At 51.0% G+C, this 13025-nt stretch carries 15 protein-coding genes; all 15 read left to right on the top strand.

What is annotated here, in order from left to right:
- Positions 1–11 precede the first annotated feature (11 nt).
- The 15 genes from ACFSW8_RS01000 (at position 12) to nuoK (ending at position 13008) form a co-directional block, all read left to right on the top strand.
- Entirely contained in the window at positions 12–278 is a 267-nt protein-coding gene (locus tag ACFSW8_RS01000; protein WP_377177220.1) for a DUF1844 domain-containing protein, read from the top strand.
- 15 nt (positions 279–293) lie between these two features.
- A complete protein-coding gene (gene kdsA / locus ACFSW8_RS00995; protein WP_377091611.1) occupies positions 294–1094 on the top strand; it encodes a 3-deoxy-8-phosphooctulonate synthase in 801 nt (266 codons plus the stop codon).
- Positions 1094–2389, top strand: coding sequence for a hypothetical protein (locus ACFSW8_RS00990; protein ID WP_377091167.1), 1296 nt, complete (start codon positions 1094–1096; stop codon positions 2387–2389). The genes kdsA and ACFSW8_RS00990 overlap by 1 nt, the downstream gene beginning before the upstream one ends.
- Before the next feature lie 17 nt (positions 2390–2406).
- A complete protein-coding gene (gene lptB / locus ACFSW8_RS00985; RefSeq protein WP_377091168.1) occupies positions 2407–3207 on the top strand; it encodes an LPS export ABC transporter ATP-binding protein in 801 nt (266 codons plus the stop codon).
- A gap of 72 nt (positions 3208–3279) precedes the next feature.
- The gene (gene hpf / locus ACFSW8_RS00980; protein ID WP_377091169.1) at positions 3280–3864 is read left to right on the top strand and encodes a ribosome hibernation-promoting factor, HPF/YfiA family; all 585 of its coding nucleotides are present in this window, start codon (positions 3280–3282) and stop codon (positions 3862–3864) included.
- A 247-nt stretch (positions 3865–4111) separates the two neighbouring features.
- A complete protein-coding gene (locus ACFSW8_RS00975) occupies positions 4112–4411 on the top strand; it encodes a hypothetical protein (RefSeq protein ID WP_377091170.1) in 300 nt (99 codons plus the stop codon).
- Between the two features lie 214 nt (positions 4412–4625).
- A complete protein-coding gene (gene nuoD / locus ACFSW8_RS00970) occupies positions 4626–5888 on the top strand; it encodes an NADH dehydrogenase (quinone) subunit D (RefSeq protein ID WP_377091172.1) in 1263 nt (420 codons plus the stop codon).
- Between the two features lie 34 nt (positions 5889–5922).
- Positions 5923–6489: an NADH-quinone oxidoreductase subunit NuoE family protein gene (locus ACFSW8_RS00965; RefSeq protein WP_377091173.1), complete on the top strand. Its 567-nt coding sequence runs from the start codon at positions 5923–5925 to the stop codon at positions 6487–6489.
- A gap of 34 nt (positions 6490–6523) precedes the next feature.
- The gene (nuoF, locus tag ACFSW8_RS00960; RefSeq protein ID WP_377091174.1) at positions 6524–7918 is read left to right on the top strand and encodes an NADH-quinone oxidoreductase subunit NuoF; all 1395 of its coding nucleotides are present in this window, start codon (positions 6524–6526) and stop codon (positions 7916–7918) included.
- A gap of 31 nt (positions 7919–7949) precedes the next feature.
- Positions 7950–8315, top strand: a complete 366-nt coding sequence (locus ACFSW8_RS00955; protein WP_377177218.1) for a four helix bundle protein — start codon at positions 7950–7952, stop codon at positions 8313–8315.
- A gap of 41 nt (positions 8316–8356) precedes the next feature.
- Positions 8357–10102: an NADH-quinone oxidoreductase subunit G gene (locus ACFSW8_RS00950; protein WP_377091175.1), complete on the top strand. Its 1746-nt coding sequence runs from the start codon at positions 8357–8359 to the stop codon at positions 10100–10102.
- A 29-nt stretch (positions 10103–10131) separates the two neighbouring features.
- Positions 10132–11385 carry a complex I subunit 1/NuoH family protein gene (locus ACFSW8_RS00945; RefSeq protein ID WP_377091176.1) on the top strand — a complete coding sequence of 418 codons (1254 nt, stop codon included), beginning with the start codon at positions 10132–10134 and terminating at the stop codon, positions 11383–11385.
- Positions 11386–11422: 37 nt separating this feature from the next.
- The gene (locus ACFSW8_RS00940) at positions 11423–11992 is read left to right on the top strand and encodes a NuoI/complex I 23 kDa subunit family protein (protein WP_377091177.1); all 570 of its coding nucleotides are present in this window, start codon (positions 11423–11425) and stop codon (positions 11990–11992) included.
- A gap of 50 nt (positions 11993–12042) precedes the next feature.
- On the top strand, positions 12043–12648 hold the full coding sequence (locus ACFSW8_RS00935; RefSeq protein WP_377177216.1) for an NADH-quinone oxidoreductase subunit J family protein: 606 nt from the start codon (positions 12043–12045) through the stop codon (positions 12646–12648).
- A 36-nt stretch (positions 12649–12684) separates the two neighbouring features.
- Entirely contained in the window at positions 12685–13008 is a 324-nt protein-coding gene (nuoK, locus tag ACFSW8_RS00930; protein WP_377091179.1) for an NADH-quinone oxidoreductase subunit NuoK, read from the top strand.
- The last annotated feature ends 17 nt before the right edge of the window (positions 13009–13025 follow it).

Raw genomic sequence — 13025 nt, 5'->3', positions numbered from 1 at the left:
TCCACATTGCTATGTCAGACACACCTAACATCGATCCTCGTTTCTACGACTTTGTGCTCCTCCAAGCCCAAAATGCAGGACTTTTCCTCGGCCAGCTGCCTCACCCTTCAAGTGGTGAAAAATCTATCAACCTCAAAGCCGCAAAATCTGTCCTCGATTCCCTTGAAATGCTCACCGAAAAATCCAAAGGTAATCTGTCGGGCGAAGAACTCGAACTCCTCAATAAAGCACTCACCAATATCCGCGCACTCTACCAAAACGCCAAAGACCTCGGCTAAGCACCCACCCAAGCAATCCTAAATTTTCACTTCTCCATGACACAACCATTCTTCATCCTCGGACCATGCGGCCTCGAAAGCGAGGACTTCGCCTGGGAAATGGCGCGCTCCCTCAAACCTATTGCCGATAAACTCGGCATCCAGTGGTACTTTAAAGCCTCCTACGACAAAGCAAACCGCACCTCTGGTGATGCGTTCCGCGGCCCAGGAGTCCATGAAGGCACCCGCATCCTCGGTGAAATCTCTAAGGAACTCGGCGTCCCAGTCACCACCGATATCCACAACCCAGCAGAAGCTGAAATTGCCGCTGAAAATATCGATTTACTCCAAATCCCCGCCTTCCTCTGCCGCCAAACTGACCTCATCGAAGCCTGCGCCAAAACAGGCCGTACCGTCAACGTCAAGAAAGGCCAGTTCCTCGCCCCTTGGGATACCGTCAACATCGCCAAGAAACTCCAATCCTATGGCTGCGACGACTTCTACCTCACCGAACGTGGCGTCTCCTTCGGATACAATAACCTCGTCGCTGATATGCGCTCACTCTACTGGATGAAAGAAGAAGGTATCCGCGTTATTTTTGATGCCACCCACTCAGTCCAACGACCAGGCGGCCTCGGTGGATCCACTGGAGGAGATGGCGTTCTCGCCCCCGTCCTCGCTCGCGCTGCAGTAGCCACCGGTGTCGACGGCGTCTTCATGGAAGTGCACTCAAACCCATCTGAAGCACTCTCAGACGGCCCTAACCAAATCCCTCTCAGCGAAATCGAAGAAGTCCTCACCCGTCTTATTGCAGTTCACAAAGCTGCCCATTGCTAATGCTCCCGCGCCTTCATAGCATCGCCCTCCCCATCACCCTCCTTAGCGCCTCCACTCTCATTGGCGCTCAGGAGCCAGCCCCTCGGACCCTTCCCGCTATGAAGGTCCTCCCAGTTGGCAGCAGCTTGCACAACCTAAAAATCCCCCGTTTCAATAAACAATACGAAACAACCTCCGTCCTCCACGCCAAACGCATCGACATCCTCGCCGAACACAAAATGAAAGGCTCCAGTGTCGACATCACCCTCTTCAAAGAAAATTCCCCCCAGGCAACCACCCACCTCAAAACCGCTTTCTACAATGACCTCAACGGAATTATCCACTCGGTCGAAAATATTACGATCAGCGGAGACGCCTTTGATATTGCCGCACAAGGACTTATTCTTAAATGGAAAAATCGCACAGGTTTTTTACTAGGAAAAACAGAAACTCTGTTCTACTCTGATATAGATAAAAAGATGACTTCTACTGTTAGTACGCCTCAGAATAAAAAGTCACTCGCCGCACGTCCACTGTCCCAAAAGACCAAAGCCATGGCCGTTGCCGCGACTACCATCCCAGCCCTCCTCAGCGCAGAAGAGCTTAAGGAAATCGACACCCTCGCTCAACCCTCCACTCAGGCCATCGCCACCGTCGACCAACAAGCTCAAAAAGAGATTAACGAGTTAGATTCCCTCGCAAATGAGGTGAGCGAAACAAAACAATCTCTCCACACCCAACTCGTCGGTGCTATCGCAGAAAATACCACCCCGACTCTCGACGCCGTCCCCATCAAACAAAAAGATGCCAAGGCCGTCCCAGTCAGTGTCAATTGCGACAATGGCATGTACTTCGACGCCATCACTGGCACCGTAGTCTATCAGAGCAATGTCGTAGTTACCCACCCACAGTACCACCTCACCTGTGATGACGAACTCAAGGTACTCCTCAAAGCTGACCCTAAGGTGCCAGAAGCCAAAGAAGCTCAAGTCACCCCCGGTGAGACAGTCACACCACAAACCTCTAACCTCTCACGCTTCACTGGACTCGATAAAGCCATCGCCACAGGTAATGTCGTTATCAAAGCCAAAGATTCAGAAGGCAAACTCATCATCACACACTCCGAAATCGCAACCTACGATGGAGATACCGGCGTCATGATCCTCAGAGGTGGCAGACCCACTGTCCAACAAGGTAACACTATTGCTCGCGTTCTATCAGATACCGGCTATATTAAAATACTCCCTAACATGAGCGTCCGAATCGAGGGCCGCCACGAGATCAAAGCAAATCTCAACGAGCTACAAAATAAGTAGCAGACACACCTTTCCAAATGCCTAGCGCAACCATTAATCAAACAAACTCTAAAGCTGGATGTGACCACCTAAGCCAGCGTACTGGTCGCAAGCTCCTCCTCTGCGCCAAAGACCTCAAAAAAGTGTACGGTGGACGCGCTGTCGTAGACGGTGTCAGCATGACTGTCGGTGACGGAGAAATTGTCGGACTCCTCGGCCCCAACGGCGCCGGAAAAACCACAACCTTCTACATGATCGCCGGACTCGTCCCACCCAATGCCGGACTCGTCACCTTCTCCGGCCAAGACATTACCGAACTCCCCATGCACAAACGCGCCCGCATCGGCATGGGCTACCTCCCACAAGAAGAATCCATCTTCCGAAAAATGACCGTCGAGGATAACCTCCTCGCCGTCCTGGAAACCCGAAAACAACTTTCCAAAAAACAACGCCAAGAACGTGCCGAAGAACTCATGGAGCGCTTCCGCATCACCAAACTCCGCAAATCGCTCGCCCTCACTCTCTCTGGTGGCGAAAAACGCCGCCTCACCATCGCTCGCTGCCTCTGCACCGACCCCAAACTCCTGATGTTAGACGAGCCCTTCGCCGGAGTCGACCCAAAGGCCGTGGAAGCTATCCACACCATCGTACGTGAACTCAGAGATAAAGATGGACTCTCCATCCTCATCACCGACCACCACGTTAGAGAAACTCTCAAAATCGTCGATCACGCATACGTGATGGACGATGGTAAAGCCATCATCGAAGGCACTGCTGATCAAATCGCCAACGACCCCTTAGCGAGAAAGCACTACCTCGGTGAAGACTTCACCCTGTAACAAACCGCCGGGGCTCACACCCCACCTTTCTAAACCTTTAACCCAAACCCAAACGAAAGGAACCAAACAAAGATGCAAACAAAGAACGTTGACCCACCAATCAATATCGTCGTACGCCACGAAACAGTCACGGATGCAATCCGCGAATTCGTTAAGAAAAAGATTGGTACCCTGCATCTCGATTACCCTCGCATCATCGAAGCCCGAGCGGTTCTTGATGTGAAGAAAAACCGTCATGTGGCCGAGATCATCCTCTTCTGCGCTAACCATATCACTATCGACGCCTCAACCGAAGGCCCAGATATGTACGCCGCAATCGATGAAACCATCGCCAAAATCGCGCGCCGTATGCGCAAACATAAAACGCGCTTGCTCAAAAAGTATCGTACCAAGCCAGAGGACACCATCAAACACCTCGATGAAAAAGTCTTCGCACAAGACATCCTCGATACCCACCCAGAAGAAGCTGCCGCAGATCCTGAACCAATGATCATCCACCGCGAAGGTGTGAAACTTAAAAAACTCTTCAAAGAAGAAGCGATCATGGAACTCGAACTCTCAGACAAACCCTTCTTGGTCTACACCAACGCAAGACGTGATGTCCTCCAAATCGTCTACAGACGATCAGATGGTGACTATGCAGTAATCGAACCATAATCACTCGCGTTCCCAAAACCACTCTCAACACAAGCCCAATGCTGAAAAGTATTGGGCTTTTTGTTGAATCCTATTCATCATATCACATCAAACTAACAGATTTTTCTGATAATTGTTAGAAAAGTAGCTTTTTGACACAGAATTCACATACAATTTGTTGACTATTACACGATTTGGCACTTTCTCTGCTAGTACTGAATTGCGCTTGCTAACCTAACAAGCGATCAGCAACAAGAACACACCCTCTATGGCTAAAAAAGCTACAAAGAAAACAGCGAAAAAAGCTGCCAAAACAGCTGTAAAATCCGCAAAGAAAGCAGCAAAAAAGGCTACCAAAAAAGTCGCAGCTAAAAAGACCACCAAAAAAGTGGCCAAGAAATCTGCGAAAAAAGCCGAAACCGTCGAACTCGAACTCGTAGCCAAAGTGGCACCCACTCGCGAAGCAATTCAACAGGCCGCCTACTTCAACTACCTCGATCGCCTTAAATCAGGCCAACCAGGCTCCCCTGAACTCGACTGGTCAAAAGCGGAACAAGACCTTGCGTAACCCGCAACCCACCTAGACAAAAAATCGTAACAGATTCTCAAAAAGAGCTCCCTCGGAGCTCTTTTTTTATACCACTCCACCTCCCATATCAGCCACCCAATTTTCCAAGCATGAACCGAAATCAACTGAGCTTGTGAAATTTTTCACAATCTGACTTGATAGAGGGCTCTTTTTCCTTCTTTTTAGTCTGTGGCGATTCGATCCACCTATTGAGATGAGCAAACTAAAAACCACCGACTACCAAGCCCCGGACAATGCAGCCAAAACAGCACAAGCTGTCGCGGACTATCACGCAGAAGCGGATGACCTCATGGGCGAGAAAATGGTCTTAAATATGGGGCCCTCACACCCCGCTACCCACGGTGTCTTACGTCTTATCCTAGAACTCGATGGCGAGGTGATTACCAAAGCTACCCCTGATGTCGGCTTCCTCCACCGAGGCGATGAAAAAATTGCAGAAAACATGCAATACAATCAGTTCATCCCCTACACGGACCGCCTGGACTATCTAGCACCTCTTGCCAACAATGTTGCCTACGCCTGTGCTGTTGAAAAACTCATGGGATGGGAACTTCCTCCACGCGGTCAAGCGGTCCGCGTCCTCGCTTGTGAACTCGCTCGCATCTCGGCACACATGCTCGGAGTCGGAGTCTGCGCCATGGACGTCGGTGCCATGACCGTCTTCCTCTACACCTTTAACGAACGCGAAAAAATCTACAACCTCTGTGAACAACTCACAGGTGCACGCTTCACCACCTCCTACACGCGTGTCGGCGGCCAACTCCGCGACCTCCCACAAGGGTTCGAAGAACGCGTCCTCAACTTCCTCGATGAATGCTCCGAGCAAATTGACGAAATTGCTACCCTGCTCGATAAAAATAAAATCTTCATGAAGCGGATGTGTGACGTCGGCACCATCTCTAAGGAAGATGCCATCGCATACGGACTAACAGGACCTAACCTCAGAGCGTCCGGCGTCCCACGAGATCTCAGAAAAGATAACCCCTACTTGGGATATGAGAAATATGATTTTGATGTACCCATCGCGGAAGAAGGAGATTGCTACGCACGCTACCAAGTCCGTATGGAGGAAATGCGCCAGTCTATCCGCATTATCCGTCAAGTGCTCGACTCCCTCCCCGAGGGCCCCGTCAACATTGTCGACCCTAAGAGCACACTTCCAGAAAAAGAGCGCGTCCTCATGTCCATGGAAGAACTCATCCACCACTTTATCGTCACCACCCAAGGCATTGACGCCCCAGAAGGCGAAGTCTATTTTGGTCACGAAAACCCGAAAGGCGAACTCGGATTCTATATTCACTCAAAAGGAGGAGGCGTACCGCACCGCCTCAAGATCCGCTCCCCTTCCTTCATCAACCTCTCGATCTGCTCAGAATTGTTGGAAGGCACCATGGTTTCTGACGTCCCAGCCATCTTAGGTTCTCTCGACTTCGTCATGGGCGAATGCGACCGCTAACCCTTTTCATTTTACCACTCTAAAACCTACTTCCATGTCCCAAGACATATTAGAAAATGCTGTTGCTTCACACCCTAGCCCTGGTGAAAAGCACTTCCCAAAATTCGAAGCAACCGCAGAAATCGAAACCCTGGCCGACGAGCGCATCACCCACTACCCAGTGAGTAAGCTCTCCGCAGTCCTCCCGCTTCTGCATATCGTCCAACACCACTTTGGATTCATCTCCAAAGAAGCTATCACTTGGGTGGCCAATAAATTAGAGATTGAACCCATCAAAGTGCTCTCAGTGGTGACATTCTACCCAGGCTTCCGCCAAAGTGCCCCTGGGAAATTCCACTACAGAATCTGCCGCACACTCTCCTGCGCCATGGCGGGCTCTCACGAGCTTATGGATAAGATCTGCGAAATCACTAACATCGACCGCACCCAACTTTCCCACCACAACCCAATCGTTGTCTCCCCATGCGGAAACTATTCGGTCGAGTTTGCTGAGTGCCTCGCCTCTTGTGGCTCAGCTCCTGCATGCCTGGTAAATGACGATTTCCACGACAACATCACCCCAGATAAAGCACAAAGCTTGATCGACCAATATCCCGCCTAAAGCGCCCTGACTCAACTTTCCTCTGCACAAAACCATGTCAGATATCCAATACCTTCCAGGCAAAGAGCCCCATCCAGCCGAGCACCGCTTGATTTTCAAAAATATCGATCGCCAAGGCTGGGACACCTCCATCGATACCTACATCGCTGATGGTGGCTACCAACAACTCAAAAAGGCTTTCACCATGGAGCCTTCTGCAATTACCGACGAGGTCAAGAAATCTGGCCTCCGAGGCCGTGGGGGCGCGGGTTTCCCCACTGGTGTCAAATGGGGCTTCATCCCCCCTAACAACACCAAACCAGTCTATCTCATTTGTAATTGTGACGAGTCCGAGCCCGGAACCTTCAAAGACCGCTACATCGTCCACCAAGACCCTCACCAACTCATCGAAGGAATGGTCATCTCCGCCTTCGCTGTCGGTGCGCATACAGCCTACCTCTACATGCGTGAAGAATTCCCAGAGGCCGCACTCACCATGGAAAAAGCCATCGAAGAAGCGCGTGCCAAAGGCTTTGTTGGGAAAAATATCCTAGGCTCCGGCTTCGATCTCGAAATCTGGGTCCACCGTGGTGCCGCTGCGTATATTTGCGGTGAAGAAACCGGTCTCATCGAATCCCTCGAAGGCAAGCGCCCCTACCCACGCATCAAGCCTCCTTACTTCCCTGCAGCTCTCGGCCTCTACATGGCCCCAACTATCGTCAACAACGTCGAGTCCCTTTGCCATGTCAAACACATCATCGAAATGGGTGGTGAGTCATACGCTAAACTCGGAGTCGAACGAAATACTGGCACTCGTATCCTCTGCGTCTCCGGTGATGTCAGAAACCCCGGCTACTACGAAGTCGAAGTAGGAAAACTCACCATGGGCGAGTTGCTCAACGATATCTGCGGCGGCCCCAAAGATGGCCGTAACTTCAAGGCAGTCATCCCCGGAGGGTCATCCTCCAAGATCTTGCGCTGCGACGAAACCTTTAAAATTGGCCGAGGTGAAGATGCCAAAGAAATAAGCTTTTGGGATATCCAGTTAGACTTTGACACCCTTGCTGCCTGCGGCTCCATGGCCGGCTCAGGTGGGGTGATTGTGTTAGACGATTCACGCAAAATGTCTTGGGTCCTCAACAACATCAACCACTTCTATGCCCATGAATCCTGTGGCCAATGTACCCCATGCCGCGAAGGAAATGGCTGGATGAAAAAAATCTCCGACCGCATCGTCAATGGCGAAGCCGCACCAGAAGATATCCAAACACTCGAAGACGTTGCCTATCAAATCGATGGCAAGACCGTCTGCGCCTTCGGCGAAGCCTCATCCTGGCCCGTCGAAGCCATCATCGCAAAATTCCGTGACGAACTCACCGCTGAGACATCAGAAGACAACCAACACCTCAGTAAAGAACAGCTTCAAAGAGAAATGTATTTATCCAAGTAGCGAGTACCAGGTGGCTAGTAGCAAGTAGATCATGACTCCAGCAAAAACATATAAAGACCTTCTAGTTTGGCAAAGCGCTCATCGCTTTGTTATGGAGGTTTATTCTGTTACTCAGAGTTTTCCAAAAGAAGAACAATTCGGGCTAACATCCCAACTTCGCCGTGCAGCCGTATCTGTTCCATCAAACATTGTTGAAGGATTCGGCAGATGGAGTAACTCTGAGAAACTTCGCTTTTACAATATAGCAGAATCGTCTCTCCACGAAGCAGACTACCAGCTTTATCTAGCTAGCGAATTAAAGTTCGCAAATACTCGAAACGCCTTATCTATAGCTGAAGAAACTAAACGCCTACTAGCAGCCTTCATTAAATCCATCCGTCCGAAGGACGCTAAATAACCTACTAGCCACTCGCCACAAGCTACTAGCCACTTTCAAATATGTCCGACTCAGACACCAAACAACTCCCTAAAGACCTCGCCGCTGAAAAAGGCATGGTCAATGTTCAAATTGATGGTCACTGGATTCAGGTACCTCGAGGAACACGCATGATCGAAGCTTGTAAGATGGCAGAGGCCCAAGTCCCTCACTATTGCTATCACCCAAAGCTTTCCTCACCTGGTAACTGCCGGATGTGCCTCGTCCAAATGGGCATGCCCCCACGTCTCGCTCCCGGCCAAGACCCAGAGTACAATGACCAAGGGTTCCAAGAAATTGGTTGGATGCCTCGCCCCGTCATCGCCTGCGCCAATACCGTCGCCGAAAATATGGGCATTCGCACCCAAGGTGAGCTCGTCGAAAAAACGCGCGAGGGTGTCATGGAGTTCCTCCTCATTAACCACCCACTCGATTGCCCAATCTGTGACCAAGCTGGTGAATGCACTCTCCAAGAATTCTCCGTAGAGCACGGTCGTGGTCAGTCCCGCTTCCTTGAAGATAAAATCAAGAAGCCCAAAAATGTGGACATCGGCCCTAGAATCAACCTCGACGATGAACGCTGCATCATGTGTTCCCGTTGTATCCGCTTCATGGATGAGGTCGCGGATGACGCCGTACTGGGCTTCACCGAACGCGGCACCCATACCACTCTCACCTGCCACCCAGACCGTAAGTTAGATTCTAACTACGGCATGAACACCATCGACCTCTGCCCAGTTGGCGCCCTCACCTCCAAGGACTTCCGCTTCCAAATGCGCGTCTGGTTCCTCAAGGAAACAAAGTCCATCGATGTTAACTGCGCCACTGGCTGCAACACCACTATCTGGACTCGAGGCAACGAAATCTACCGCGTCACCCCCCGCCTAAACAATGACGTCAACTCTGAGTGGATGCCAGATTCACACCGTCTATCATTCCACGAAGTCCAAGGCGATGACCGCCTCACTGACCCAATGATCAAAGCCGATGGCACGCACGAAGTCACGACTTGGCCCACCGCTATCAGTGCCGCTACCGAAGCTCTCAAAGAATTTGAGCCAAATGAAATTGCTATCATCGGCTCAGCGCGCATGACCAACGAGGAACTCTTCCTGACCAAAACACTCTCAGATGTCATCGGTGCCGCACACCTCAGTGTCGTCTCTCGTGATGGTCAAGCCGACGGCAAATTGATCGCAGCTGACCGCAACCCAAACACCAATGGTGCCAAGCTCATCTTTGCTTCGGAGTCTCCAGCGGCCTCACTCGCTACCATCAAGGACGGGCTCAAAGCTGGCTCAATCAAAGCCCTCATTGTCCTCCAAGAAGACCTTCTCGAAGCTGCAGGCTTCTCTCACGACGAGCTTGCACATGCAGAACTCATCATTAGTTCCCACATCAAAGCTAACCCAACTGCCCAGGCCAGTGACATCGTCTTACCATCCGCATCCTTTGCTGAAAAACGAGGCACCATGATCAATGTCACTGGACGCCTACAACGCCTTAACCAGGCCGTACAAACTCCTGGAAATGCCATGGACGACTGGGAGATCATCCGCGACCTCATCCTCTCCTACACCGGGGAGAAAAATGACATGTTCGTCCTCGAAGATATCCTCAAGGTCCTCTCCCAAGCTGTGCCAGCTTTTGAAGGAATCACCCTCTCGAAGGTCGGTGAGCTCGGACTCCCACTCATAGAAACAGGTGAAACAATCCCCTTGTTAGTAAAGGAAAGACAGCGAGTCGAAAACCGTGAAATTGTCGGCTAATCACCATTCCGAATTTTACCCATCACACCATGGACATTCTCACACTCACCCTCATCACCTTTGTGAAGATCATCGGTTTCACCTTTGTCCTCACATTGCCCATCATCGCCTACTCGGTCTACGCTGAACGCCGTTTCTCAGCCGTCATCCAAGACCGCGTTGGGCCTAACCGTACGGGTATCCCTCTCACCTTGTTTGGGGGCAAGAAAGATATTCCTCTTCAAGGGCTTCTCCAGCCACTCGCCGATGGACTTAAATTTATCCTAAAGGAAGACTTTACTCCCTCACACGTTAACAAGTTTTTCTTCTGGATCGCTCCCGCTCTCACAATGGTGCCAGCCCTGCTCACCTTAGGAGTCATCCCCTTCGGTTCTACTCTATTCGGTGAAAAGCTCGTCATTGCAGACGTTTCAGTCGGACCTCTCTTCATTTTTGCAATCGCCTCACTCTCAGTATATGGCATCACATTTGCTGGCTGGGCATCCAATAATAAATACTCCTTCTTCGGTGGCGTGCGCTCCTGTGCGCAGATGATCTCCTACGAGATTGCTCTCGGTCTATCAGTGATTCCCGTACTGATGATCTTCGGAGAACTCAACCTCACCAAGATTGTAGAATGGCAAGCCGAACATGGTTGGCTACTTATACCCGTCACCTTTGATAATGGCTTCGAAGTCGGTCTCAGCCAGTTCGGCGGTCCTCTTGGTTGGTTCCTCCTCCTGCCGCTCTACCTCTCCTTTTTCATCTTCACCGTCTCCATCTTCGCGGAAACAAACCGTATGCCCTTCGACCTTCCCGAATGTGAGACCGAACTCGTCGGCGGGTACCACACCGAATATTCATCCATGAAATTCGCCCTCTTCTTCCTAGGCGAATACGCTGCAATGATCGTGGGCTCCGCTCTTATCGTCACCCTCTTCTTCGGCGGTTGGTCACTAGGCTTCGGACTCGATGCCTGGGCCTTCGATACCTTTGGCCCTTGGGTCGGACTCATCCACCTCGGTGCCTTCCTCACTAAAGTCGTCGCCTTCATCCTCTTCTTTATTCTCGTGCGCTGGACAGTCCCCCGCTTCCGATACGACCAACTCATGAAACTTGGATGGGTCGTCTTCTTTGAACTCGCACTCATCAATATCCTCGTGGCTATGCTCATCATGGCTGCACCATCAATGGTGGAACGCGGCGAATTCCTCGGACTCAGCCTCCTCACTGTCGCTGTTGTCGCCTTCTCAGCCCTCATGTTTGTCATTGCTAAGTCTCTAGATAAGAAAACTTCCGCATAGCACCTCACTCCGATTTCTAACTTCTAACTTTTATACAATGGCCGAAGTCAAAAAACTCAAGCGCCCTGAACTCGATACGGGTGAAAAGCTTTACCTCCTCGCACTCGCTAAAGGTGCCATGGTGACTCTGAAGCACGCATTTAAATCTGTGACTGGCAAAGCGCGTGGTGCCGACAGCCTCAATTCCTCAGGCCTCGGAATCACCATGCAGTACCCCGAACAAAAATGGGATGACCAATTGCCCGAACACTACCGCGGTGCTCCTGCCCTCGTCACTGACGAACAAGATCGCGAACGTTGCGTCTCCTGCCAATTGTGCGAATTCATCTGCCCACCGAAGGCCATCAAAATCACTCCCGGCGAAATTCCTCAAGACGATCCATGGGCAAAAGTCGAAAAGCGCCCCAAAGAGTTTGATATCGACATGATCCGCTGCATCTACTGCGGCATGTGCGAAGAGGTCTGCCCAGAGCAAGCCATCTACCTACGTAAAGACTACGCTATCACGGGCACCTCCCGTGAAGAAATGGTGCACAATAAACAAAAGCTCTACGAAATCGGAGGCAAACGCGTCGGCCTTGTTAACAAATGGAATGAACTGAAGTAATTGCCACTTCTCCATTGAGCTTAAGTAATCCTCTTACCCACACATCTCCAATGCCAATCGTTCTCTTTTACCTATTCGCAACAATCATGCTCGCCGGTGGCGTCGGGGTCGTTGCTCTCAAAAACCCAGTCGCCAGCGCCCTATCGATGATCGTCTCTTTCATCGGCTTGGCTGCTCTCTTCGTGGGCCTCAATGCCTACTTTGTTGGGATCCTACAAATTCTTGTCTATGCAGGTGCCGTCATGGTCCTCTTCCTCTTCATCATCATGCTTCTTGACCTGAAAAAAGAGGAAGGTCGTGAAACCAAAATGCCAGCCCTAGCAGCGGGTGTCATCATCCCCGGCCTTCTTGTACTGCAACTCATCGCCGTCTTTCAAACTAGCCAGATCAAAGACTTCACCCCAATCACCCCAGATTCCCTCGCTCAAAGCTCCGAGACTCTCGACCAACACTTCCAAGGAGTGTCAAAAGAGAGCACAATCCATAAGTCACTCAACGCGCCAGCCCCAGAAGACCGCACTCTTCCTGACGTGAATCTAATCGGCCAAAAACTCTTCACCGAATACAACTTCCCTCTCCAAGTGATCGGCGTCCTCCTGCTGGTTGCCACCATTGGCTGTGTGTCTCTCTCTAAGAAACTTAAAGCCAAATCCTAACCCTCTTCCACTTTAGGAACCTCACCACTTTCTTCCATGCCAACCGCATCACTCACAGAATACCTTTTCATGTCTGGCCTGCTCTTCTCCATTGGGCTCGCAGGTGTGATCATTCGTCGTAACATCATTGTCATCTTTATGTGCCTCGAGCTCATGTTAGCGGCCGCATCACTCACCCTAGTCGCGTTCTCCAGAGCCAACCTCCAAGGCGGGCTCCCAGATTACGACGGCCAGATGTTAGTCTTCTTCATTATCACCGTGGCTGCCGCCGAAGTTGCCGTCGGTCTCGCCATCATCGTTGCTCTCTATCGCGCTCGCCAGACCATCAATACTGAGGACCTCACCTCACTCCAGGGATAACTCCATTTACCCAGCAC

Origin of the sequence: Rubritalea tangerina, from assembly GCF_042683245.1 — a bacterium.
Taxonomy (GTDB): Bacteria; Verrucomicrobiota; Verrucomicrobiia; order Verrucomicrobiales; family Akkermansiaceae; genus Rubritalea; species Rubritalea tangerina.
The sequence above is the reverse complement of the archived record's forward strand: the minus strand, read 5'-3'. Positions and strand labels throughout refer to the sequence as shown.

What these genes read in the sequence shown, in the direction of transcription:
- ACFSW8_RS01000 (WP_377177220.1), top strand. Translation starts at nt 12, where the DNA reads ATGTCAGACACACCTAACATCGATCCTCGTTTCTACGACTTTGTGCTC.
- ACFSW8_RS00990 (WP_377091167.1), top strand. Translation starts at nt 1,094, where the DNA reads ATGCTCCCGCGCCTTCATAGCATCGCCCTCCCCATCACCCTCCTTAGC.
- lptB (WP_377091168.1), top strand. Translation starts at nt 2,407, where the DNA reads ATGCCTAGCGCAACCATTAATCAAACAAACTCTAAAGCTGGATGTGAC.
- hpf (WP_377091169.1), top strand. Translation starts at nt 3,280, where the DNA reads ATGCAAACAAAGAACGTTGACCCACCAATCAATATCGTCGTACGCCAC.
- ACFSW8_RS00975 (WP_377091170.1), top strand. Translation starts at nt 4,112, where the DNA reads ATGGCTAAAAAAGCTACAAAGAAAACAGCGAAAAAAGCTGCCAAAACA.
- nuoD (WP_377091172.1), top strand. Translation starts at nt 4,626, where the DNA reads ATGAGCAAACTAAAAACCACCGACTACCAAGCCCCGGACAATGCAGCC.
- ACFSW8_RS00965 (WP_377091173.1), top strand. Translation starts at nt 5,923, where the DNA reads ATGTCCCAAGACATATTAGAAAATGCTGTTGCTTCACACCCTAGCCCT.
- nuoF (WP_377091174.1), top strand. Translation starts at nt 6,524, where the DNA reads ATGTCAGATATCCAATACCTTCCAGGCAAAGAGCCCCATCCAGCCGAG.
- ACFSW8_RS00955 (WP_377177218.1), top strand. Translation starts at nt 7,950, where the DNA reads ATGACTCCAGCAAAAACATATAAAGACCTTCTAGTTTGGCAAAGCGCT.
- ACFSW8_RS00950 (WP_377091175.1), top strand. Translation starts at nt 8,357, where the DNA reads ATGTCCGACTCAGACACCAAACAACTCCCTAAAGACCTCGCCGCTGAA.
- ACFSW8_RS00945 (WP_377091176.1), top strand. Translation starts at nt 10,132, where the DNA reads ATGGACATTCTCACACTCACCCTCATCACCTTTGTGAAGATCATCGGT.
- ACFSW8_RS00940 (WP_377091177.1), top strand. Translation starts at nt 11,423, where the DNA reads ATGGCCGAAGTCAAAAAACTCAAGCGCCCTGAACTCGATACGGGTGAA.
- ACFSW8_RS00935 (WP_377177216.1), top strand. Translation starts at nt 12,043, where the DNA reads ATGCCAATCGTTCTCTTTTACCTATTCGCAACAATCATGCTCGCCGGT.
- nuoK (WP_377091179.1), top strand. Translation starts at nt 12,685, where the DNA reads ATGCCAACCGCATCACTCACAGAATACCTTTTCATGTCTGGCCTGCTC.